The organism is Marinifaba aquimaris (assembly GCF_013328345.1).
Lineage (GTDB): Bacteria > Pseudomonadota > Gammaproteobacteria > Enterobacterales > Alteromonadaceae > Marinifaba > Marinifaba aquimaris.
Genome location: NZ_JABULX010000015.1, coordinates 22,825 through 45,742, shown reverse-complemented (window position 1 = coordinate 45,742; position 22,918 = coordinate 22,825). Strand labels below are relative to the sequence as shown.

The 22,918-nt window shown below is 39.6% G+C and carries 32 protein-coding genes; 7 read left to right on the top strand and 25 right to left on the bottom strand.

The features are described 5' to 3' along the window. Positions 1-93: 93 nt before the first annotated feature. Positions 94-273 (top strand): ribosome modulation factor, encoded by a 180-nt coding sequence (gene rmf, locus HR060_RS10805; protein ID WP_174200313.1) that lies wholly within the window; start codon positions 94-96, stop codon positions 271-273. Between the two features lie 52 nt (positions 274-325). Here rmf and fabA read toward each other — a convergent pair whose 3' ends face one another. Beyond that, complete coding sequence (gene fabA / locus HR060_RS10800) at positions 326-838, bottom strand: 3-hydroxyacyl-[acyl-carrier-protein] dehydratase FabA (protein ID WP_174200362.1); 513 nt, start codon at positions 836-838, stop codon at positions 326-328. Positions 839-912: 74 nt separating this feature from the next. Further along, the gene (locus HR060_RS10795) at positions 913-2,511 is read right to left on the bottom strand and encodes a S16 family serine protease (protein ID WP_174200312.1); all 1,599 of its coding nucleotides are present in this window, start codon (positions 2,509-2,511) and stop codon (positions 913-915) included. A 304-nt stretch (positions 2,512-2,815) separates the two neighbouring features. Between HR060_RS10795 and HR060_RS10790 the strand changes: the two genes are divergently transcribed. Continuing rightward, positions 2,816-3,283, top strand: coding sequence for a hypothetical protein (locus HR060_RS10790; RefSeq protein ID WP_174200311.1), 468 nt, complete (start codon positions 2,816-2,818; stop codon positions 3,281-3,283). A 79-nt stretch (positions 3,284-3,362) separates the two neighbouring features. Here the strand turns inward: HR060_RS10790 and HR060_RS10785 are convergent, their stop codons facing one another. The 20 genes from HR060_RS10785 to HR060_RS10700 all read right to left on the bottom strand — a co-directional run bounded on the left by HR060_RS10785 (position 3,363) and on the right by HR060_RS10700 (position 14,653). Beyond that, positions 3,363-4,025: a hypothetical protein gene (locus HR060_RS10785; RefSeq protein WP_174200310.1), complete on the bottom strand. Its 663-nt coding sequence runs from the start codon at positions 4,023-4,025 to the stop codon at positions 3,363-3,365. 317 nt (positions 4,026-4,342) lie between these two features. Beyond that, the gene (locus HR060_RS10780; protein ID WP_174200309.1) at positions 4,343-4,735 is read right to left on the bottom strand and encodes a hypothetical protein; all 393 of its coding nucleotides are present in this window, start codon (positions 4,733-4,735) and stop codon (positions 4,343-4,345) included. Further along, positions 4,722-4,871: a hypothetical protein gene (locus tag HR060_RS10775; RefSeq protein ID WP_174200308.1), complete on the bottom strand. Its 150-nt coding sequence runs from the start codon at positions 4,869-4,871 to the stop codon at positions 4,722-4,724. The genes HR060_RS10780 and HR060_RS10775 overlap by 14 nt, the downstream gene beginning before the upstream one ends. A gap of 86 nt (positions 4,872-4,957) precedes the next feature. After that, the gene (locus HR060_RS10770) at positions 4,958-5,413 is read right to left on the bottom strand and encodes a structural protein P5 (RefSeq protein ID WP_174200307.1); all 456 of its coding nucleotides are present in this window, start codon (positions 5,411-5,413) and stop codon (positions 4,958-4,960) included. 40 nt (positions 5,414-5,453) lie between these two features. Continuing rightward, positions 5,454-5,849: a hypothetical protein gene (locus HR060_RS10765; RefSeq protein ID WP_174200306.1), complete on the bottom strand. Its 396-nt coding sequence runs from the start codon at positions 5,847-5,849 to the stop codon at positions 5,454-5,456. Then, a complete protein-coding gene (locus HR060_RS10760; protein WP_174200305.1) occupies positions 5,849-6,436 on the bottom strand; it encodes a hypothetical protein in 588 nt (195 codons plus the stop codon). The genes HR060_RS10765 and HR060_RS10760 overlap by 1 nt, the downstream gene beginning before the upstream one ends. Continuing rightward, complete coding sequence (locus HR060_RS10755) at positions 6,436-7,191, bottom strand: hypothetical protein (RefSeq protein WP_174200304.1); 756 nt, start codon at positions 7,189-7,191, stop codon at positions 6,436-6,438. The genes HR060_RS10760 and HR060_RS10755 overlap by 1 nt, the downstream gene beginning before the upstream one ends. Further along, positions 7,188-8,135 carry a hypothetical protein gene (locus tag HR060_RS10750; RefSeq protein WP_174200303.1) on the bottom strand — a complete coding sequence of 316 codons (948 nt, stop codon included), beginning with the start codon at positions 8,133-8,135 and terminating at the stop codon, positions 7,188-7,190. Before HR060_RS10750 ends, HR060_RS10755 begins: the two co-directional genes overlap by 4 nt. A 2-nt stretch (positions 8,136-8,137) precedes the next feature. Then, positions 8,138-8,344 carry a hypothetical protein gene (locus HR060_RS10745; RefSeq protein WP_174200302.1) on the bottom strand — a complete coding sequence of 69 codons (207 nt, stop codon included), beginning with the start codon at positions 8,342-8,344 and terminating at the stop codon, positions 8,138-8,140. Between the two features lie 2 nt (positions 8,345-8,346). Beyond that, positions 8,347-8,481 (bottom strand): hypothetical protein, encoded by a 135-nt coding sequence (locus HR060_RS19660; RefSeq protein ID WP_281362609.1) that lies wholly within the window; start codon positions 8,479-8,481, stop codon positions 8,347-8,349. Further along, a complete protein-coding gene (locus tag HR060_RS19655; RefSeq protein WP_281362608.1) occupies positions 8,474-8,608 on the bottom strand; it encodes a hypothetical protein in 135 nt (44 codons plus the stop codon). Before HR060_RS19655 ends, HR060_RS19660 begins: the two co-directional genes overlap by 8 nt. Then, positions 8,608-8,907, bottom strand: coding sequence for a hypothetical protein (locus HR060_RS10740; RefSeq protein ID WP_174200301.1), 300 nt, complete (start codon positions 8,905-8,907; stop codon positions 8,608-8,610). The genes HR060_RS19655 and HR060_RS10740 overlap by 1 nt, the downstream gene beginning before the upstream one ends. Before the next feature lie 8 nt (positions 8,908-8,915). Then, positions 8,916-9,752 (bottom strand): major capsid protein P2, encoded by an 837-nt coding sequence (locus HR060_RS10735; protein WP_174200300.1) that lies wholly within the window; start codon positions 9,750-9,752, stop codon positions 8,916-8,918. 324 nt (positions 9,753-10,076) lie between these two features. Then, positions 10,077-10,898: a hypothetical protein gene (locus HR060_RS10730; protein WP_174200299.1), complete on the bottom strand. Its 822-nt coding sequence runs from the start codon at positions 10,896-10,898 to the stop codon at positions 10,077-10,079. Continuing rightward, a complete protein-coding gene (locus HR060_RS10725; protein WP_174200298.1) occupies positions 10,898-11,449 on the bottom strand; it encodes a hypothetical protein in 552 nt (183 codons plus the stop codon). Before HR060_RS10725 ends, HR060_RS10730 begins: the two co-directional genes overlap by 1 nt. A gap of 25 nt (positions 11,450-11,474) precedes the next feature. Further along, positions 11,475-11,921, bottom strand: coding sequence for a hypothetical protein (locus HR060_RS10720; protein WP_174200297.1), 447 nt, complete (start codon positions 11,919-11,921; stop codon positions 11,475-11,477). After that, the gene (locus tag HR060_RS10715) at positions 11,911-12,108 is read right to left on the bottom strand and encodes a hypothetical protein (protein WP_174200296.1); all 198 of its coding nucleotides are present in this window, start codon (positions 12,106-12,108) and stop codon (positions 11,911-11,913) included. The genes HR060_RS10720 and HR060_RS10715 overlap by 11 nt, the downstream gene beginning before the upstream one ends. After that, positions 12,105-12,413 (bottom strand): hypothetical protein, encoded by a 309-nt coding sequence (locus tag HR060_RS10710; RefSeq protein WP_174200295.1) that lies wholly within the window; start codon positions 12,411-12,413, stop codon positions 12,105-12,107. The genes HR060_RS10715 and HR060_RS10710 overlap by 4 nt, the downstream gene beginning before the upstream one ends. Before the next feature lie 17 nt (positions 12,414-12,430). Further along, positions 12,431-14,254, bottom strand: coding sequence for a replication endonuclease (locus HR060_RS10705; RefSeq protein WP_174200294.1), 1,824 nt, complete (start codon positions 14,252-14,254; stop codon positions 12,431-12,433). A 111-nt stretch (positions 14,255-14,365) separates the two neighbouring features. Next, positions 14,366-14,653 carry a hypothetical protein gene (locus HR060_RS10700; protein ID WP_174200293.1) on the bottom strand — a complete coding sequence of 96 codons (288 nt, stop codon included), beginning with the start codon at positions 14,651-14,653 and terminating at the stop codon, positions 14,366-14,368. Positions 14,654-14,939: 286 nt separating this feature from the next. Between HR060_RS10700 and HR060_RS10695 the strand changes: the two genes are divergently transcribed. After that, positions 14,940-15,206, top strand: coding sequence for a hypothetical protein (locus tag HR060_RS10695; RefSeq protein WP_174200292.1), 267 nt, complete (start codon positions 14,940-14,942; stop codon positions 15,204-15,206). Between the two features lie 379 nt (positions 15,207-15,585). Here the strand turns inward: HR060_RS10695 and HR060_RS10690 are convergent, their stop codons facing one another. Both HR060_RS10690 and HR060_RS10685 read right to left on the bottom strand, forming a co-directional pair. Then, positions 15,586-15,732 (bottom strand): hypothetical protein, encoded by a 147-nt coding sequence (locus HR060_RS10690; protein ID WP_174200291.1) that lies wholly within the window; start codon positions 15,730-15,732, stop codon positions 15,586-15,588. A gap of 293 nt (positions 15,733-16,025) precedes the next feature. Then, a complete protein-coding gene (locus HR060_RS10685; protein WP_174200290.1) occupies positions 16,026-16,298 on the bottom strand; it encodes a hypothetical protein in 273 nt (90 codons plus the stop codon). A gap of 289 nt (positions 16,299-16,587) precedes the next feature. Between HR060_RS10685 and map the strand changes: the two genes are divergently transcribed. Genes map through dapD form a run of 3 tightly spaced genes read left to right on the top strand, consistent with a single transcriptional unit; the run spans position 16,588 to position 20,889 of the window. Beyond that, positions 16,588-17,409 (top strand): type I methionyl aminopeptidase, encoded by an 822-nt coding sequence (gene map, locus HR060_RS10680; protein WP_174200289.1) that lies wholly within the window; start codon positions 16,588-16,590, stop codon positions 17,407-17,409. 10 nt (positions 17,410-17,419) lie between these two features. Continuing rightward, a complete protein-coding gene (gene glnD / locus HR060_RS10675) occupies positions 17,420-20,038 on the top strand; it encodes a [protein-PII] uridylyltransferase (protein ID WP_174200288.1) in 2,619 nt (872 codons plus the stop codon). Between the two features lie 23 nt (positions 20,039-20,061). After that, positions 20,062-20,889, top strand: coding sequence for a 2,3,4,5-tetrahydropyridine-2,6-dicarboxylate N-succinyltransferase (gene dapD / locus HR060_RS10670; protein ID WP_174200287.1), 828 nt, complete (start codon positions 20,062-20,064; stop codon positions 20,887-20,889). Between the two features lie 80 nt (positions 20,890-20,969). Here the strand turns inward: dapD and HR060_RS10665 are convergent, their stop codons facing one another. Continuing rightward, complete coding sequence (locus tag HR060_RS10665) at positions 20,970-22,079, bottom strand: helix-turn-helix domain-containing protein (RefSeq protein ID WP_174200286.1); 1,110 nt, start codon at positions 22,077-22,079, stop codon at positions 20,970-20,972. A gap of 172 nt (positions 22,080-22,251) precedes the next feature. On the opposite strand from HR060_RS10665, the gene HR060_RS10660 reads away from it, so the two are divergent. After that, a complete protein-coding gene (locus HR060_RS10660) occupies positions 22,252-22,899 on the top strand; it encodes a carbohydrate-binding protein (protein ID WP_174200285.1) in 648 nt (215 codons plus the stop codon). Positions 22,900-22,918 lie beyond the last annotated feature (19 nt).

Below are 22,918 nucleotides of genomic sequence, written 5' to 3'. Positions count from 1 at the left end.
GTTCATCAGACCTAAATTTGTTAGGAGCCTTGTTCGTTTTAATGACTAAAACGATCATATTCAATAAAAATAACACATAGAGGTAGTCTATTTATGAAAAGACAAAAGAGAGATCGATTAGAAAGAGCTCATTCTCGTGGTTATCAAGCAGGTTTAATTGGCAAAGCAAAAGATGCATGCCCTTATCAAAGTTCAGATTCAAGATCTCAATGGCTTGGCGGTTGGCGCGAAGCGGTTGGGGATAGAAGCGACGGTCTCGTCAATTTAAGGTAAAAAAAAGCCCTGCAATTGCAGGGCTTTTTTATTGGATAAACAATACTAGGTTTTAGAAGCTAGACGTATCTTTGAATAAACCAACTTTTAAGTCTTTTGCTTCGTAAATAACTTTACCATCTACAGCCACTTGGCCATCTGCGATACCCATGAATAAGCTGCGCTTGATGACACGTTTCATATTAATTGTGTAAGTTACTTTTTTAGCTGTTGGTAAGATTTGGCCAGTGAATTTAACTTCACCCACACCTAATGCGCGACCTTTACCTGGACCACCGCTCCAGCCAAGGAAGAAACCAACTAATTGCCACATTGCATCTAAGCCAAGGCAACCAGGCATTACTGGGTCACCCGGGAAGTGACAATCAAAGAACCAAAGGTCAGGTGTGATATCTAATTCAGCTTGAATTAAACCTTTATCAAAATCACCGCCTTCACCCGCAATATGAGTGATACGATCCATCATTAACATGTTTGGTGCTGGTAATTGAGAATTACCCGGACCAAATAATTCACCTTGACTACAAGCAAGTAATTCTTCACGAGTGAAGCTATTTTGGTTCATCATAGAAAAAATATACCTTTTAAAAAATGGCGCATACTGTAGCCGACTCGACATACATGTACAAGCTAAAGTGTTTAATTTGAATAAAGTTTTAAGAACCTTGCCAATTTTTGTTTAAATGTCGGGTGAGACTCTGTGTCTTCTTCAAATTTATCTAAAGATAGTCTGACTTTCTCAAATAGCGAATTACCATCTTCACTCTCAGCTACAAGGCCTGTCAGTAATTTAGCGGCTTGATCTACATGACTGATGGGGACAATTATTAGCTGTCCATCATCTATGGCTTTAACCACATCTGAATTGAGGTTTAAATGAGGTACATTCGTTTTAGGGATGATAACGGTTGGTGTACTGTCTGGTGAGACTAGTTTTGACAGTTCGTAGAATGCCTCAATTTTTAAATCAACACCGCCTACAGCTTGCACAGAGCCCAGCTGATCCATAGCACCTGTTATAGCCACATTTTGCTTGATAGGGACTTCAGCTAAAGCAGAGAGCAGGGCGTATAACTCTGCAATTGATGCGCTGTCTCCATCTACTTCATGATAAGACTGTTCAAATACAATATTTGAAGAGACAGGCATAGGCGCGTTATGTGCAAAGGTTCTAGATACAAAGCTAGACAAAATCATCATGGCTTTAGCATGAATGTTGCCACCTAAATCTGACTTACGTTCAATATCGCCTATATCCCCATCACCTAAAAACACATTGGCGGTAATACGAGAGGGCTCACCAAATTCAGCATGATCGGTTTCTACCACGGTTAATCCGTTGATTTGCCCGATTTTTTCACCGCTGAATTCAACATTGACAATACCTCGCTGAATTTGATCATAATTAAATTGCTTAGCATGTGAATAATAGCCTGTTAGTGTTTTGACCGCATGTTCAACATCTGATTTAACATAATCTTTATTTAATAACTGATGCAAACGCGTTAAATAATCGATATCAATGATTAACCAATGCTGGTCTTCAGCTAATCTGGACAGTGCCCAAACAAGTGCATTTAACTGAGCTTTATTAGGTATATACTTAAATAGATTATTGATAAGGGTGCAAAGTGCACTAAGGTTTTCTGCTGTTGGTTTAAAAACCAAATCCGCTTCATGTATGACAGAATGCGTGGCTAAATCTATAGTGGGCCATTGTCCACTGAAGTGTATTAGCTCATAAGTTGAACCATATAAGATGACGTTGATATTACTTGGAATAAGCTTATGACGAGCCCCGACCATATTTGCAGGGCTATTTGAATTGAGTAACCAACGAGAATTAAAGTGCTTAGCGTTCAGTGTTTTAACAATTAGCTCTGCTAAGTCATATTCTTGCAGTAGCAAGCTCACAGGAATATAAATGGGCCTTTGTTCAGAAAGTAATTCAGTATCTGAGAAAACTAAGTGTTTATTGCCATCTAAATCAAAATGGCCAAAAAAGGAATTGACCGTGCCTGAACTAAAATTGACGCCGTGATCGAGGATACTCGTTGGGTTGTAAGTGCTGGCGAGTAAAAAGCAATTTTGTTCTTGTTCGGTAACAAATTGATTGAACTGATTTAGTTTGGGAAAGAGTAAATTAACATTATCAGTGGCATCTAGATTGACGCTGAGTTTAGCAATAGTTGAACAAATGGAAACTTGATGCGCTTGTAGTGGCTGTGTAGCAGTCATAATTCTTCTTAAATGAATAAGTTAGGCTAAGTGTACCATTTAATTCCCAAATCGTTTGTATAATATAACTACCTATAATGTATATTATGTTAAATAGCGTTTTATATTGTTAGCCTATCGCTACAACTGGAAAACTTGTGTTTTTATCGTTTTTGTTTGCTCAGCTCAAACTAAGCTTTGTTTTACCCATTATTAAGATTCCTTAATAATAAGTTATTGATTTGTAAAAGAATTGTTTTTAATTACCCCCTGTAATAAAGTAGCTAAAACAATTATAAAAAATAACAGCTCAGGCAGTATCTTTATGAGCATGGAAACATACACGGATTTCAAAAAACTACTTTTCTCTGCGGGTTTTCCGCCTCACCTGAAGCGCGATTGTGCGACATATTTGGGGGTATCTATTCGAGTTCTTGAGCGCTGGATAGATGGCAGCAATAAACCACATCCAAGTGCTATACGTCTTCTGGAACTTAAAGCAAACAACAAGATTCTTCATGGTGATTGGGCTGACTGGAGCATTAATAAAGGTTTATACCTTTGCTCGCCTTTTAACGTAAATGAGTATTTTGAACCATCTCACCTGCTAAACATGAGAAATACGTATCAGCAAGTTTGGCGTGGCAATGGTGAAATAAACCGATTAAAGAAAGCCCTAGAGCTTAGCGACCATCACAAAAGCATTAAGATAAGAAGTGAATTGCAATCAATAAGCGCAAGGCTTTATGAAATCGCAACTGGTGATAGCAAACCTAATAAAAAGGCCGTTTAGAACGGCCTTTGTAATCCATTATTTGAATTAATTATCTTTATCGCATCTTTTTAAGCTATATCTGCCCTGATTAAACACTTTATTGCGTGTTTAGTTCGGTAGCCAGTCGCCGTGCTTTTTCTTTTATGGCCAGCAGGGCTGGATTAAACCCACGTCGTGCATCGGCATATTTATCAATATATTCTTGGGTGGGAGATTTGGTATTTTCACCGTTCCTGATTCTTTCGACTCGCGAATTCATTGCGCCAGCAAACCATTTTTTATATTCATGCATCGCGCGCTTATAATATCTGTGCTCAGTTTCAAGTTCTGGTAAGTATAAAGCTTGCAACATATCAGCCTTGTCATAAGCTAGTTGATCGTAATCATTAGCTTCTCCATGGAATGTATTCAATACTTCACAATGAATACTTTCTTGTGATACCAAGACCAATAAATAATATTCTTCCAGTTTTTCCCGTTTTAGCGTTGCTCTTTCTTTTTTTTTCCAGTAATTCAATTCAAAGTCATTTTTAATTTCTTCTGTAGTCTCAGTCGTCCTAGACACTTGATCAATGATAACATCGAGACTGGACTCAATGGCTTTATATTTTCCTTTTTCAGCACCGAAACTTTTGATGAAGCTACCAAAAACAGCGCCAACTAAACTGACAGAAAATATCAATGCGTAAAAGTACCAATCATCTAAAATTGTTTCGTTAAGAATTGACTCAACTATTAATTTAACTTGCTCGTTTTTCATGGGGTCCTTCGATTAACTTTGTGGTTTGATAATGACTTTCATTAAAAAATGTGGAGCTGTGCTAAGGTATTATGCTATTGAATTAGATATTAAAAAACCCCTATTAAGGGGCTTTTAGTATCGGAGGCCACACTTTTGTTCCCTGAACACGTCACAACATTAATAACCAGGCGAGTCACATTAATTACGTTTCTTGGGTATTAATGCCAGCATTGCGGTCTCTATTTTTGCCAGTCGTTTTTCGTAACTGATTGCGAACCATACAAAGGCTGCGGTATGTACGTTTAGACCAGCATCAAGCAGCATTTGAAAATCTATCATTGTAATGCCTCTAAATTTATAATTTTGCCACTATCAATTAAATGCCTATAGCGCGGCTTAATATTGCGCCTTGGGTCAAGTAATTGTTTAAAAATGGCTTTGTTATTGATGTTTGATTGAATGTTTAAATCGATAAACATTTGTTTCACGCGATAACCCATTTCCAGATCAGAAGATTCAAGAAAAAAACCGTCGAAATTTGCTATGACTGGTTCATGCGTCATATCAACATATAAATCAGCAATGGGTGTAGCGACTTGGTTAACAGCTTTTTTTATACTGCTTTTGTAATAAAAGAATATACCTAAAACCATTAAAGGCGCTGCCAACTGCAAAAGCACCTGATAACGCTTATCAGGCGCTTGGATATTGATATTAGCTAGCTTCATCTTTGTTAACTTGCTCGACTACTTCACTAGCAGTATCAACGATTGTGATAGCACTCATTAATGGTGCTGAGCCTGTCGCGATAGCCACAGCAGCAACAACACCTCGCCAGCTTTTCCACTTTTTAAAAAATGACATATCAGCCCCCTACTTCATCGAACTTAAAATAAAGTGTGCGGCTACGGCTGACACAACAGAAATTAGCAACTGAATTAAGTAATACATTAGGCCACCTGTTCGCGGTTAATCATTTTTACAGCCATTTGCGCCAGTTCTTCACCGAAATAGACGCGCCCTGCTTCGTGTTTGTGCATGGCTAGAAGCAAGCTAACCATCTGTTCATCATCTAATGTTAAATAATCATCAGGTTCGTAACGTAGTTGGCTGGCCACGCTGGCTATATATGCGCCTGTGTCGTTTTCAGACGGGGGCGCAAAACGAGCTATGATATCTTCCAGAGTATCTAGCCCGTATTTTGATTTATAGTTGCGAAGTAAAATAGCAGCGGCCCGATAACCATAAACAGGGTTTGAAAACGTTTCAAACTCGTTATCTGCTTGTTTATTCTGTGCAAGTGGTATTTCACCGCGCCATGCGTTTTGCTCTGAATAGCGAATATTCAGAGGGTTATTGTTACGTAATGCGCGTGGCATCATTTTATAAAGTGTGATTGTTGTCACTGCTATAACTCCCGTTATTACAAAAAATTTAATCATGCGCTTACCATGTAAACGCACGTACTGTATTTACTGAGCGCTTTTTATTTAAATCGCTCTCGGCTTTGTTGGATGCTTGTCGAATGGCTTCACGCTCAGCGTAAACCGCTAAAAGCTCAGCATTAGCGCCCGCTATATTTAAAGCAATGCGCTCGTTAGCGCGCTCAACCTTCCAAGCAAGTGATTCTATGCGCTGTTTAGCTTGTTGCTTGATTACTTCAAGCATTGATGCTTTTTCGCGGTCTACTGTTGTAAAAAAACCATTTTCAGAGTCATAAAGCTGACCAATTAAAGAAAGGTCATCATTTGCGATTTCAATCACATCATCGCTAACTACTTCATTGCTTGCAGAATATACGCCTACAACAACGCCATTTTTTATTTGTGCATAATATTTCATTACTTAAACTCGATTACTTTCCAACGCCCAACAATTGTCGCGCCATCTGACCACCGGCAAGACATTCTCACGGTAGTTGAATTTATCAACCTAACAGTTGTGTTGTAATGCTCTGAAACCGTCCTAGACACACCGTTTGACATAAAGCCATCAAAAAAAGCTAGGGATTTACCAACATTTACAGCAGGTATAGTCACGTCAAAATACTTATTGTCTTCGCTGTTATTCGCAAGTCCAGTCGCTGATGTAGAAACAAAGCCCGTTGCTACTCTATTAACAACCGTCGAAAGCTTACCGTTAACCAAGTTGTAAACGTCCGTTAAATCGCGGTTACTCGTCCCTTCTAGCGTATCTCTGACATTCGTCAAATAATCGTACAGCTGCTTATTTGTTTTACCGTTTGCAATTGCAGAATTAAGCAAAGCATAAAGAGAACCCGCACTAGTGCGCTTTACCTCATTCTTTACATTGTCTCTGGCGGCATTAACTGTAGAGCCTGTTTGCGATTGAATGCTATTTGTTTGCTGGTCTAAATCGGCAGTCGTTAAACCGTTAGCAGGAATATATTGAGGACTTGAAATAGTCATTACACAAATACCTCTGTAATTGACGCACGAACATTGCTACCAGACACCACAATTGCATTAACGGATTGTGTTGTTTCAAATTCAAATGTACCCGCGTTATTCGCATCACAATGCACAATCACGCCCTTGGTTGTTGTGGCTGGAACACTGATGGCCACTCGCACCATTGCGCGGTCATCTGCCATAAATTGCATATAGATTTTGCGCTTCAATCGGTTGCGACTTGCAATCATTAGCGTGCTTGAATTAGTAACGGGCTTATCAGCAATCACCGCTGAACCTGTTGGTGATACCTGTGGGTGGTTATCAACAGTTACAACTTGTTTAGCTGGAAAGTTGTTAATATCAACGCCCTGATTGGCTGGGAAATTATCAACCGTTACAACCTGATTGGCTGGCAAGTTACTAACTGTTACTTGCTGGTTAGCTACTGGTGCAGGGAAATTACCAATTAAAACCGGATTGTTAATGTTATCAATCGTACCGCCTTGCATATGTGCGGTAGTGCTGTTGCTACTGATCGTAATTGGAAATGGTGAAAGCTGATAAATTAAGTTTTGCTCAGCACCCGACTTATTATGAAATTCAATCTCGTTAATATCGTCTAAACGGATAGTATCGAGTGATTTAAGCAATACATCAGTATTACCTTTTGTGACTAAATAGACCTGTGAACCCACAGAACGAATAACTAAGTATTGTTCTGTGGCATCTGCGGCCAGTTTTTCATTCACACTTAAATTAATTGTGATCATGATTTTGCTCGCTTAATTAAAATAACCAGAGCCACTAAACCACCCGCAACAGAGATATATTTAATTATCTTTGCTGTTGATTCGGCTACAACCGTTTGACCACCTGTAGCGACTGATTCAGCTAGCGCTTGTGTAGTTTGGAGTTGTTCGGTTGCGGCTTTGCTTTGATTAGACATAACATCAGCGTAAAACGATTGTGTTTCTTCATTGGCTTGAGCCAAAGTGCTGTTTAACACTTCCGTTATGTTCATGTTGTTATCTAGGCTGGTTTGCAATAATGATTCATTCGAACCAATTGCACTGGTAAAAATATCGCCTAATGTTTGCGATTGATGAGTACTTAAATCGACTAATAAGCTGTTGTTTGCATCGACAATATGTTGGGAATTGGCGATCACTTCATCAGCGATACTTTCAGCCGATTTAACGGTGTCACTGCTCAGGCCTAACACATTCTTCACAATGGACTCGACACTTTTAACGGTATCTTCAACTACTTTAAATGCGCCACCATCGGTAATATTTATCGTGCCGGAGTTACCCGCCATTTCACCGTTTAAATGCGTTGAGCTATCAACATTAGTCGTAGTATTGAATGATTCTTCAAACTCATACTCTTGAGAATTATCAATCTCTTGTTCAAGGTCAAATTCTTGTGAGTTATCAATATCTTGTTCAATGGACCATTCAACCGAGTTATCAATGTCTTGGTCTAACTCTTGTGAATAGTCGTACTCGTTACGAATAGAGTTATCAGTGTTGTTGGAATTGCTGACGCTGTTGTCATTCTCTTGCCAAGAACGCGATAAATTAACGTTTTGCGTATTTTTTTTACCGGATACATTGCCGATGTCATAAATATCCTGACCTGCGCTAGATTGCGAGCGGTCGCTCGCATCTGAGCTCGATGTTTTTGAGTCACTACCAAATAAATTTAAACCCATGGCTATACCACCTTAGCGATAAAAACACCGATCACGATACCCACGACACAAGCCGCGCCTAACTCCAAATAGTTCGCTTTACCATGATTAACGATAAAGTCACCGTTGGTGCTTGCGCCTGTTGTTGCGTCACCACTCTCAGCACCGCTTGAACCCTGAAACGCGCCGCCGCCCGTATCAATGCCAAAACCGTTTGCTGGATCAAACATGGTTAACCTACCTTAACCAGATAACGTTTTACTTGCTTACCAGCTGCTAAGCGCTTTGCATTTCGGCGTTGTGCTTTACGGGCTTTTTTAGCCAGCAATCGTTTATGTTTGGTTGTTTTAAAAATTTGATTAGACACTTAATGTCCCCTTTGCGTATTTCTGATACACGACATAACCCGCACCCGCAATGGCGAGATATTTAACGGGTTTGCTTAATGAAGTGCTGACAATAAAGCCAGCACCAAAGGCTAACAACAGCGGCATTAGTTGACCGCCTTATACAATAAGAAGCCGAGAATGCCCGTACCCAGCACCGCTAGACCGACATTAGCCGGATTTTGATACCACTGTTTAGGTGGCTGCGGTGCTGGGGTTGCTAATACAGGTTGACCGGAATACGTTTGACCATGCTCAGGCTGTGCGGTTGCTTCAGCCTGTGCTTGTGTTTGCGCTGCAACTTGCGTGGCCTGATCGGTTACTTGGTCTTGAGCTTGAAAGATGCCTACAACGTCATCTAGTTCAATTTGACCAATCGCCCCGCTTACATCATCCCAAAACGACATAGCACCCCCTAAGAAACGACTTCTAGTTCTTCAACTAAAACCGTAACCGTTGTATCTGCTTCAGTTGCAAATAAACTAAAACGCAAATGAGATTTAGCAGCCGTTGGGAAAAGGCCTTTTTCAACAAAACCAGATGCACCAGTGTCGAAGTGTAAATAATCTGTTTGTGGTGCTTTTTGCGCGTGTTGACCACCAATTGACGTTAAATCGTAATCAATGTCAGTTTTATCCGCTTCGAATTCGATTTTATTATCACGGTGAATCTCTAAACGCTCGATTGCGCCTTTGTCCGGTAACATGTGTAAACGTTGGATTGATTTACGCGCGTCACGCTCCCAGTCTTTTGAGTTTTTGCCCGACTTTGGTAAATGCAAAGTTGTTTCATATGAGCGAGGGATAAACTTACGTGGGAATTGATTCGGCAACCAGAAAGCGCGAGCGCGTAACTCTGGCGTTGATACTGACGATAAATCAGCAAACTTAACATATAAAATAAGTTCATCCGTTGCGTATGTCACTAAAGCACCGGTCATGATACCGCCCACATTACGCGCGTCGATATTGGCTAATGGGAAAATATAACGGCCTGCTTGTGCTGGCTGCTTTTTGTATTTCTCAAGCATGACAAGCTGTTCACCCGTGTAAGTTTTAATCACTTCACCGTTTAGCTTCAGCTCAACTTGTTCGATCAAAGTCGGATCAGTAATGTTGCCGATTAATTGGATTTGGTGATAAGTCATGCCTACATCAAGTTTGACCGAGCCTTTTAAGTTGCTACCGATTTTGTTAAACGGTGACAAGTCTCGCGACATAGGGCGATAAGATGTTTTTAAAGAAGTATTCATCGTTTAAATACTCCTCTAGCCGATTGCGTCTTCAACAACATCGACGTTGTTTGAAGCGTATACAATCACACAAGTAAGAATGCCCGCTGCAATAAGCGTAGGCATATTGATTTGTTTTAACATTTGTTGTCCTCACGACAGTTAAGTTAATTAAAAAGTTTTAAGTAAAATTCAATTGCGTTTGCAATGCGATTTAATTTTTAGCAATTGATTTGAAATTAAATCAAGCGCTATTTGATGTTGACTTGATATTCAATCATTGCTGATTTGATTAAGTAATGTGGCGCAAATCTGCGCCACGCTTGGCTAAGATGAAAATAAAACTCAAGGGTTTATTGTTAAAAAATCACTGCTTTTATTGAGTTGCTTTTGTTCATTACTCCAGTTCTTTGTTAACTTTCGTGCTGGCTCTACCATAGCGGCTTGCTTGGTAAAATGCCCCATACCTACAGCACACAGATAATGTGTTTTAGTTTTAACCCTCGCGTCAATATCTGGCGCATACATGGCGAACTTTTCGTTAAGTATGCCAAGCTCGGCTACTTCCTTTGCAGTGCAACCTAGCTGATCAACAATTCTCTTAGCATCAGCGGTGAACTCTTGCGCCCCGATGAATTTATAGCGAGCGTTACCCCAAATGGTTTTGGGTACTTCTGCGGAACGTTGAAAAATTGCGCCTGCTCTTAATCCAAACTTTCGACCACCTGTATATATCATGCCTGTATAGCCATCATCTTTACTGACAGAATCGGAGCAAGCCCCGTATTCCTCAAACAAGCAATACAGCACATAGCGTCCATCTGAAGCCGTCCAAATCATCTTTGAAAACCATTCACGCTCTTCAATGCGATCTTTTAAATTACTGGCCTTTGCAGGGTGATAGCTGATCACAAACGGTTGTTTTGTTACTTGGTAGTTTTGCCAAGCATTGCGAAACGCTTTTAAAAAGCCACGCTTGCTCTTGTACTGGTTGCAATTACGTTTACCAAACTTGGTTTTATATTCGCCGTAGGGGTCGAAAATCACTAAAGGCTTATTTGCTTCAACCCAACCAAGGGAAGTAACCGCGATGCCTTTGCCGTTACCCGTAGCACAGGCAAAGGCTGAATGCATTGGCTCGTGATAGTTTTGAGGATGAATAGCCATTAGGCCACCGCTTGTGCTTGGTTATCCGTTTCTTGACCCGGCTTCACTTTTACACGCGGCTTACCTTTTTCTGGTTTGACTTGAGAATAGATTAAATAGCCCGTACCTAATACCGCACCACCTGCTAAGTATTCAGGGATATTGCTATCTAAATCGACCGCAGTCGGTGCAGACATTAATTTTTGAATAGTCGCGCCGTGTTTCATAATTGCAGGCGTTAACATGGTAGAAAACGCCATCTTTGCTACTTCTGGAATTTCGACAGGTTTACCGGATAACTGTTTGGCTAACTCTTCGACCATTGTGACAGCTGTAATGGCTAACTGTCCGGCCTGCTCTTGGTTCATAGAAAGCGGCGCATTAATCAGCTTTTCTTGTTTAGCTTCTTCTTTGCGATCTTCATTGGTTTTTAATGCTTCATCAACAAGCGCATCAAATTCGGTATTTTCCGCCACTGGCGTAGACTCTGGCTGAGTTGGTGTATCAACGTCACTTGATAAATTATCATTTGAAACTTCATTTTCTGGCGTTGCTGTTTGAACGTCTGACATTTGCTATAACTCCCGTTATTACTGATTAATTTGATTTTGCTTTGCCTAATACCACTAAGCTGAGAATTGAAAAACCTACACCCCATAACCAACCGTTACCGCCCGATTTTTCATTTTTTTCAGGTGGGGTCTGGCTTTCAGGCTCTGGTTCTAGTGTTTCCGGTGTGAGTTCTTCCGGTGGTGTCCATTCTTTAATGGTTTTTTGCTCCGGCTCTGTGCTTGGCTCTGGCTCAATGACCGGAGCAACCGATTGAACCTGTTCAACTTTTTGACCGTATTCGCCTAGCTCACCTAAACCGACCATATTATCAAGCCAACCTTGGCGCACTTGGCTGTTTTTGGATTGAGTTTGACCGCAGTGCTTGCACACTAAAAACGGCAACTTTTGCCCGTTGATGCGTCTTCTAATCTCAGCGACCGAACCACACTGAGGACAGGCTATTTGACCAACTGCATTTTTTTTATTCACCATGGCAACACTCCAAATGTTTAACCCGTACTTCCAACTGATCAAGCTCTGTTATCGTTTGCTTGGCTAATGCGAGCGAACCTTTCGCCACTTCTTCGGCTAACCGCATCTTTTTGGCAGGGTTGATTGTGTTTCCGGCTTCATTGGCTTTTTGCTCAAGTAGCTCAAGAAATTGAATTTTTTTACTCATACGTTGTCTCCCGACATTGATAAAAATATTTCTATTACACTTTCTTGTTTGAATTTATCTAAGAAATTAACGACAAATTGACTGCTTTGCTCAACTTTAATAAATTCGATTTCTTCGCCATATTCATCACGCAATGAAATTGCTGCTTCATTGGTTGCTATTTCAAGTCGATATGCTCCAGTATCAAAATCAGGTGAAGCAAATAAAGCCATAAACATTGCTACAAACATATTAAAATCAAGACTTAGCCCTAGTTTTAACATTGTATGTAATTCTGCTTGTTCTTCTGCTTGCTCTTGATTCATATATGTCTCCCGACAAGTTATTGAGTTAAAAAATTACTGCATGAATACAACAGGTTTTTAACGGCTGTATCTAAACCTGTAGAAGCAATATCTATTTCAAATTCAATTTGGTTAATTGATTTGTCTGTAACACTTTTCAAACTGTCGTTAATGTTTGAGTTACAGTTATTTCTACGCTCTGCGAGCGTCCGAGTTGCGTTGCTGTCGCACCGCTTTGGTGGTTGTTTTGGCTTTGGTTTTTTCTTGCGAATTTCCCACTTTTCAGAATGGGTAATAAATTGCTTAATCGCTTCAATGCCAACTATCTTTTTAGTGATTTCGCCATACTCATTCTCATGACTTTCATAAACAGTTGAGATGGCACTATCGGCATTTAAACCGCCCAATGAATTAATGAAGTCTTTAAACCTTGAGTTACAAGACGCCTCAACGGCATCCGCTATGATGGGGTCATCAATTTCAACGTCCTTTAGTCTCCGGCACTCGCGCCAAATTGATACAGGCGCACCGCTTGAGAATTGAAACTGTCTTAACCCATGAATACGCGCCCAAGCCGTTACAGAAATAACAGCATCATCAAGCGCGAGCCCTGATTCATCGTCAACAAAATCAGTAATGCCTTTAGCACTGACATTTTTAGCTAAGTATTTAGATATATAAGCCACTGCACCGCGGCTACCGTCCAGAAACTCAACATCAAACCGCGGCTTGATACCATGTTTTGATTTTAATTCGTGTGCATCTTGTTTGATTGCATAGCGCTTATAGACATCAATTAGCGCCTGACACTCATGCTTTTTAACAAAAAACAGGCAGTGCCAATGCGGTGTACCGTCTTTATGCGGCTCAACAACGCGTAAATAGTGCGGTTTGATACCTAAATCGCCATATTCAGCGCGGATAAGCTTAAACAGCTCAGTAAAGTAGGCTTGAGTTTGTTTAGGGCTTGAACCATTCCACTCTTTAGAATTGCGGTGGTACTGGCTAGGTGCGGTTTGTGTAATGAATATTGCTTGATAGTCGTTCTCTTCTGCCCATTCAGCAATACCACGAACTCTTACAAGCAGTTCAACGCGTCTAACCTCAGGATTGGCAACACTGGCTTGATATACTTTTGACAACGGCAAGCATTCGCCTTGCTCGTTAACAATCTCCATATTTTCGAGAAAGTTAACCTCGGCTTTCTGGCGTTGAATAAACGCATTAAGCCCTGCTTCACTAACATAAGCTGAGCCAGTTTTCCCAACGTCACCTATTGCGATATGAATGTATTCAAGCGTAGTAACGTGCAGGCGGTCTAATTTCTTACGCCACCACTTCTCTGCACACAGACGAGCAATAACAGACGTAACTTTATCAAAGCCAATGTCTTTTAGTTCATCAAAAGCTAGCTCTGAATATTGCGGCCTGATATTCCAGTTATCAGCAAATTTGGCAAGCACAAGGTATACACCAAAAGCGCCTTTATCTTGATGCTGAGTAACTAAATCGTAGCAATCAATTGCACAAGCTTCAGCTTGTTTTTTTAACTTATGTTTATTGCTTAAAACAGCCCATTCAAGCGGTAATTGCTCCAATGTTGCGTTTATATATTGCGTTGCTTTGCGTAGATAAATGTTCGCTGTACGTAGCGGATTGCTGTGCTTAGATTTGTGATAGCGAGATATATACTCTCTGACTAGCTTTCGTTTAATTTCAACGGGAACATTAGTTAGTCGGTTTTCAATGAAATTCATACAATCTCTTGTTAGAAGACCATTAAATTCCTGATCAGATAAAAAGCCTTTTACATACTGACTAACTAAGTCATCAGTGATAAGTGGGTCAACTTCCCATTTCATATCAAGCCCCTATTAAGTAAAGGGGCAGAATACAAATAGCTAAGAATGCTAAAAACGCCAAGCCACCCGCAAGGGCTGAGATACAATCCCAAATCGTTATACTATTCATCATTAACCCCCGAAGCTTTTAGATGCACTTTTAAAAGCGCTTACCAACTGAGGGTTAACAGCTTGTCTTGCTCGGGCTGTTCGCTCCATGGAATCAGCAATGTGTGCAAGGGGGAAACGACCGACGGCTTTAGCTTCATTGACTAAGGTGTTTACGCGGTTTCTAAATTTCGCATCGGTCGCTTGTTCGGTAACGGTTCTATCATGAGCGGTTAAAATGATTTTCGGTTGTTTGTGCTTAAAAGTTGTCGATGTCTCCCGACATGAACCTAATTTAAGTGCTGTTTCCATTTCTCTCTCCACAGTGCTAATCACTCTCCCTTGGTATAGCGGGGCGGGTAATTAAGCCGCCCCTATCCAGTGGAGGGTGGAATATCAAAAGGCGGGGAAGCCCGCCGCGTTGTATTGAATGGGTCGCGCTTAGGTGTCTTAAAACTGAGCAATGCAACCTGTTACTTACGTTACCCATATGCGTTGCATGGTGCAACCCCATTGAGTTGCAATCGTAACCCTTCCAGTTGACGCTGGTTTTTTGTTCGCCTAAACTTCGGCTTGTCTTAAAAGTGAGTAGAAAACTATGAATTTTGATAACACACTGAATTTAGCAATTCAGCGCAGTCCGCGGCTTTCAGGTGCTAGTGCTGCTGATAAACTTCAAGTCACAAGGACTACGTTTAGCCGTTGGGTTAGATGGCGTGAAACTGGTAAGTTCCCCGGTGAAGACAAGATACAGCCTTTAGCAGAATTAACTGGCCTACCAATAAACAAAGTTTATTTTGCAGTAATGGCTGCAAAGTGCGGTATAACTGAGATTCAGCAAGAATTAGAAGCTCTGGCAGCATAGTTTTACAAACCAAAATAAATAAAAACCCGCTTTCTATAGCGGGTTTTTTTATATTCAACTATTATTAGAAAACTTCAAATAGCTAACTGATTTAATTAGCTTTTCCCTACTGTTTTTGACACTTCCAAAATGTCGTAATCACGACAAATTGACGTATGAATATTCGTATAAGCCCCACTCTGTAAGGCTTTCGTAAATTAGATATTTTGCCAATGTATATTATGTTAAATTGAATTTATATATTTTATTTATACTCCTTTAATTTTTATTGTGCACTACTTGTCTATCCTTGAGCTAAGCGATGTTCGTGAATGATATTTAACTATACAATTAGATGATACATGCATTCCATTGCCTTTTATCACGGTTCGTTTAACTGTTATCTAGATTTACAAACGGCTCTTGCTATTAAAGGCAGGAATAAAATTAATAATGCATTTCTCGGCTCTGGTACCTTATTAACTGATTCCCACATTAACGTTTGTGATAAATCAATTTGGCCGTTACTTGCTTCGATAATATCCAATTGATAAGCACCAAAAACATTATTATTGGGTGTGTCTGGATAAAATACTCCTCCATCTGATTGAATGTAATAATCTGAAGTCGTTAAGGCTAATTGAATTGTGCTACCAGATGTTAAGTTGAATTGAAATGTCTCGGCAAGGCCTGCCCCTAAGTTATCTATAACAAGTAATGTTTCGTCGTATAGATAAGGTGAAACACGATTTAAAACTTCAAATTCGTCGTATTCATCATTCCACCAATACTGATCATTACCATTTAAGGTACCTTCAGGGAATAAGGCAATCCAGGGGTTTAGATCTGAATTAAGTGGTGTGACAGAAACATCGGTAATAAATCGCTTAGCCCGTTATTAGTCAGGTTGTATGTGTCTACATAGAAATTACCATAGTAATCATAGCCTAGATAATTACCTGATAACGGTTCAGCCACTAACTTTCGTTCTTGTCCTAAAGCATCGGTTGATTCAATCGCACCAGAAATAGAAGATGTGTAAGGCATTAAGCTAGCATGTACTGAAAACATGCAAAGTATTAGCGCCAGGAATAATCCACATTTAAGTTTCATAACAATACTCCCGAATAAAGCAGAAATACGAGCAATTTTTGAACCACTTACATAGGCAATACAATAACTATCTGTATGTAATCAAGAAATAGAATTACGTGAAGTATGTTATTTGTTGCAAATTAGCCTAACAATATCGCGCTGTAAAATAATTCGACTAACACTTTGACCAATAAATTTTATTAATAAACCTAATTTTAGTGTGCTGACGCCTGTCGCAAGTCAGGTTATAATGTATCGGTTTGATGAATAGATAGTTATCTATTCTCCCTAGTTAAAGAGAATTTATATGGCGGCAGTGATTAAAACTCCAGCAGAAATGGAGAAAATGCGTACCTCTGGCAAGATGGCTGCAGAGGTTTTAGAAATGATTGGTCCTTATGTAGTTAAAGGTGTAACTACAGAGGAGCTAGATAATATTTGTCATGACTATATTCGTAATAAACTGAACGCTTACCCTGCTCCACTAAATTACCACGGATTCCCGAAATCAATCTGTACTTCCGTCAATCACGTTATCTGTCATGGTATTCCGGGTGATAAAAAGTTAAAAGATGGCGATATTATTAATATCGACGTTACCGTTCGTTTTGATGAAGATAGCACTGATCCGGATCACCCTAATGGATATCACGGCGATACCAGTAAGATGTTTGTGGTAGGTAAGCCGAGTATCCTTGCTGAGCGCTTAATTCGTGTCACTCAAGAGTGTTTGTATAAAGCCATTCGCATTGTTAAGCCAGGTACACGTTTAGGTGACATTGGTGAAATTATCCAAAAGCATGCAGAGTCACATAACTATTCTGTAGTCCGTGAATACTGTGGTCATGGTATTGGTAGTACTTTCCATGAAGACCCTCAAATTGTTCATTATGGTAAAGCGGGTACGGGTGAAGTACTTGAAGCCGGTCAATGTATCACAATCGAGCCAATGATTAATGCGGGTAAAAAGCATTGTAAGCTATTAAAAGACGATTGGACTGTAGTGACAAAAGACCGTAGCTTGAGTGCGCAGTGGGAACATACCTTACTTATTACAGATGATGGCGTTGAAGTGTTAACTTTGCGTACTGATGAAGATTTCCCACGTGTGATTAGCCATAAAGAATAAGTAGAATTAAGTGAGTAATCAGCAAGTCCATATAGAGTTATTACATCGCATTACTGATCCTAATAACATTAAGTTTATTAAAGGATTGGTCAATGATTACCATCAATGGTTAAGAGATACATTTGATGAACAGCCCGCTAGTAAAATCGTAATGGGCCGTGCTTTTTACATAGACAGTTTGATTAGGCACTTATGGCGTCTTTATAAACTAGACCAAGTTAAAGATTTATCCCTTATCGCTGTGGGTGGTTACGGCCGTGGCCACCTAAACTTTCATTCGGATATAGACTTACTCGTTTTATCTAAATCCAGCCTAAAAGATGAAGCCAAATCTAACCTGAGTTTATTTATCACTTTACTTTGGGATATTGGTTTAGATATTGGTTCGAGTGTGAGGACCCTCAAAGAGGCAAACTCACTAGGTAAACAAGACATCACCATTGCTACAAATATGCTTGAATCTAGATTGATTACAGGCTGTAGCAAGGTGTTCGAAAAACTGACTAAAGCCATCTCTCACAGAAGCTTTTGGCCAAGTGATAAGTTCTTTACCGCAAAATATGACGAACAAAAGCAACGTCATGAAAAATTTAACGGTACGAGCTACAACCTTGAACCTAACATTAAAGAAAACCCTGGTGGACTTCGCGATATCCAAATGATTGGATGGATCGCAAAAAAACATTTCAAAGTTGCTGATGGTAATGAATTGGTTCAAGAAGATTTTCTACTGCCAGAAGAGTTATTAGAACTCCAAGATTGTCGTAAGTTTTTATGGCGTATGCGCTGTGCACTTCAGATGGTAGCCAATCGTTCAGAAAACCGTTTACTATTTGAATATCAACCCGATGTCGCAAAAATGCTCGGATATGGGCAAGGTAAAGCATCTGTCGAAAAAATGATGAAAGAGTACTTCATCATGGCAAGGCGAATTACTGAACTCAATGAAATGTTGTTACAGTATTTTGTTGAAGAAATATTGGGAAGTTTCAACCAGAGAAAGTCTGAACAAATTGATGATGACTTCGATCTCTACAATGGCCTGCTTCGCATCAATACTACCAATGCTTTCGACAAACCAGAAAACATCCTGATGATGTTTTTAACCGTAGCCAATACGCCAGACATTAAAGGCCTACATTCGGTCACTATCAGACAATTACGCATTGCCCGTCGTTTCTTCGAACGAGAAGAAGAACTTTGTCATATTCCTGAGTGCAGACAAGTTTTTCTGCAACTTATTAAACATCCTGAATTTTTTGGCCAAGCTTGGGACATGATGCACAAGTACGGCATTATGGCAATTTATAGCCATGACTGGGAACACATCGTCGGATTGATGCAGTTTGATTTATTCCATGCCTACACAGTAGATGAGCACACACATCGTTTAGTTAAGAATATTTATCGGTATACTCAACCGCATTACAATCATGAATTTCCTCGATGTTCTAAAATTTGTGATGAATACCCAAAAATGGAGCTTCTGTATCTAGCGGCTATATTTCATGATATTTGTAAAGGCCGAGGTGGTGACCATTCAGAGCTAGGTGCTATGGCAGTACGAGATTTTATGAATCTGCATAGTTTCTCTGGTGTTGATACTGAGTTGGTCTCTTGGTTAGTTGAGAGCCACTTATTAATATCAACCGTTGCTCAACGTAAAGATATCCACGACCCAGAAGTGATTGATGAGTTTGTTGATACCGTCCAAGATGAAAGCCGATTAAGTTTATTGTATGCCCTAACCCTTGCTGACATTCGGGCTACAAATGCCAGTTTGTACAATCAGTGGAAAGCGTCTTTAATGCGTGATTTGTTCTTAAATACGCAAAAGGTCTTACGCAGTGGCAAAAGTAAAGGGCCTTCTTTACCTGCGCGTATTGAACAAAGACAAAATGATACCTTATCCGACCTAATGAGCTCTGGTTTTGATAAAGAAGCCATTTACCAGTTGTGGCAAGGTTTTGATAATGAATATTTCGTTCGCTATACACCAAAACAAATCAGCTGGCATTGTGAGCATATTTTAAATGCCGAAGATGACGAACCGCTCATTTTGATCGATAACCAAATACACCGCGGTGCAACGACTGTGTTTGTCTATTGTGCAGATAAGCCTTTCCTTTTCTCGACCATAGCTACCCTACTCGATCGAAAAAACTTTAACGTTCATAGTGCTGAAATTTTATCGACGACCCAAGGTAAGGCAATTGACAGTTTCTTCATTTTAGATAACGACGATACGTTATTGACGGAGCAAAGGTTTAAAGATGCCCGAGATGCTGTACTTGAAGCATTAGATAAAGGTGCACCGAAAGACACATTCGCTGGCCGAATTCCAAGACAAATTAAACAATTCCATGTACCAACTAAAGTTTATTGGCTTCACAACAATGACACCAGCCGTACTTATATGGAATTAGAAGCGCTCGATACCCCCGGCTTATTATCTAAAATTGGCCGTGTATTTCTCGACAATAAAATCACTATACATACGGCAAAAGTATCAACCATTGGTGAGCGTGCCGAAGACTTCTTTATCGTCAGTAATCAAGAAGGTCTGGCGCTAACCGAAACTGAAAAACACAGTTTAAGCGAACAGCTTAAAAAAGAATTAACACTCTAATAAAACAGATAACAGGAACAGAAATGTCTGACTTAAAAAATATTATTGAAGAAGCGTTTGAAAACCGTGCTGATATCACTCCATCATCAGTTGCTCCAGAAGTAAAAAGCGCAATTGAAGAAGCAATTGAGTTAATCGACAGCGGTAAAGCACGTGTAGCTGAGAAGATTGCTGGTGAGTGGGTTGTACATCAGTGGTTAAAAAAGGCTGTTTTATTATCTTTCCGTATTAACGATAATGCACCTATTCAAGGTGGCGGTACGCAGTACTACGATAAAGTAGAGCAAAAATACGCAAATTACACTGAAGAAGATTTCAAAAACGATGGTGTTCGTGTTGTGCCGCCTGCGACAGTACGTAAAGGTTCTTTCGTTGCACCAAACACAGTATTAATGCCGAGCTACGTGAACATTGGTGCTTTCGTCGATGAAGGTACTATGGTTGACACTTGGGCTACAGTTGGTTCATGTGCACAAATCGGTAAAAACGTTCACTTATCTGGTGGTGTTGGTATTGGTGGTGTTTTAGAGCCGTTACAAGCTAACCCTACAATTATCGAAGACAACTGTTTCATCGGTGCTCGTTCAGAAGTCGTTGAAGGTGTGGTTGTTGAAGAAGGCTCAGTTTTATCTATGGGCGTTTACATCAGTCAATCTACGCGTATTTTCGATCGTGAAACAGGTGAGATCCACTACGGTCGTGTACCAGCTGGTTCGGTAGTTGTACCAGGTACATTACCTTCTAAAGATGGTACTCACAGCTTATACGCTGCCATTATTGTTAAGAAAGTAGATGCTCAAACGCGTGCTAAAGTAGGCGTTAATGCATTACTACGTAATATCGACGAGTAAATAGTAGTTATTACTGTCCGATTCTAAAAAGCCAGTCTAATGACTGGCTTTTTTAATATTTAAGGTAAAGTACTAATTTTCTAACTGGTCGCCAAATCAAATTTATCAACTTGTTTTTTGTATTGGCTCGGTGTCATTTTTAATTCAGCCTTAAACACCTTATAAAAAGTATTGCGGTTGAATCCCGCCTGATAAGCAATATCGAGTGCAGGTAAACTACACTTGGGATCATTTAGCCTATCCAAAACATAGTTCAGTCTAAGTTGATTTACATAGCCATAAAAACTAGTTTGCATATGAACATTAAGAAGCTCAGATAATTGGTTAGTACTTATTGATAGGAGGCTAGAAAGACTACTCAAGGTGACTTTATTATCTAAAAACACCTGCTTTTTTTGCATAAGTAGATTTAATTCTGATTTAAGCTGAGCGGCTAATGTTTCACTCAGTTCTAATTCCCTTCGCTTTTCTTTGTGCTCTTGAACGTCATTAGTTGTTAATTCAATGGGATCATGTGATTGTTTTGAGAAAAATATCTCTGGTCGCCATATAGAAAAACCAGCTATCGCCAATAAATATAAACACAACATTATACTCATAAATTCCCAAACAACATCGAGTTGATTGAGCTCAAAGTACCACATACCAATGATGATGATATCGAGTAAAGTCAGCGCAAAAATACCGTAAACGATAAAGCTAAGCCAATAAAATGTGGTGTTTTTATATTCGGTGTGAAGGCGCTTGATATCATCGCTTGCTTGATAAAGTTTGAAAATATTAAATGCTGAATAACCCAAAATTAGGGTAAAAAATACGAAATACAGATACCAAGTTTGAGTGTCCACACCTGAGTATTTCAAACTGAATAGCCCTAAAAATGGTAAGCCATGAATGTACTGTTGCCATTTTTCAAGTTTTTCATTGAGTAGCTGTTTGATCAGCAAATAGACAAAAGGCCCATAAAGTAAAATCAGACAATGCCCTGCTATCTCGAGTATTAAAGGTGGGCTTTTCATGATCATATAGCAATAGCCCAACATAGGATAAACAAGCAAGCAAAGTAAGAAGCATGCCAGTGTTCTGCTACCACCTTGGTTTTGATAACTGCGTGCAAATAGCATGATGCTAATAAACAGTCCAATTACTGCGCTGGAAAGGTTTAAAATTTTAAGGATTTCAACTGACAAATCATACTCCATCACAAGTTAATACAGTCATTCTAAGTATCGTGAATCATTAAAACATTAGCGTGATCACAAATAAAGCCTCAGTTTAGTCACATTCTACAGACAGTGATTTATTTACGTTGTTTTCATCAATACTGACATTGCGTTGCCAACAAACTACAAGGATATAACAATGCAATTAATTAAAAAAATCACGACTTCAATTTGTTTAATGGGCTTAGCTATTTCACCACTGGTCAGTGCTGATGATTTAAAAGAAAACATTCAAGGTTATATGAATACTTGGATCATTGAAAAAGCGGATGAACGTCTAGAAGCTATCACCGAACATACCGCGGATGAGATGGTCTATACCGACCCCACTACTTTTGAAGCTAAAGTTAATGTAAAAGGCCATCAATCACTTAATGATTGGATTGGAATTTTTCATGATGATATGAAATCTTTTGGTTTATGGCCTTTAGAAGTTCATCTAGATTCAAATATTGATATACAAGGAACAGAGGGTGAAAAGCGTATGTTCCGATTTGATTGGCGTATCACAGCATTTGATGGCGCTGTATTAATTGCAAATGGTATTGATTTTGGTACGGCGAATGCTGAAGGTAAAGTGACAAGTATTCATGGCTTTTTTGGCGATTTAGTGCCTATCTGCCAAGCAAATACATGGAGTGATGAGGCAACTTATACTGCAAACGATCTGGTTAGTTATAAAGGGTTTACTTGGCGTGCTAAATGGTGGACTAAACAAGAACCGGGTATGGAAACAGCAAGTGTTCAAGAATGGGAACAATTAACAGCTTGTACTAATAATCCGTAAATAACCTTTTGTTAAAGCC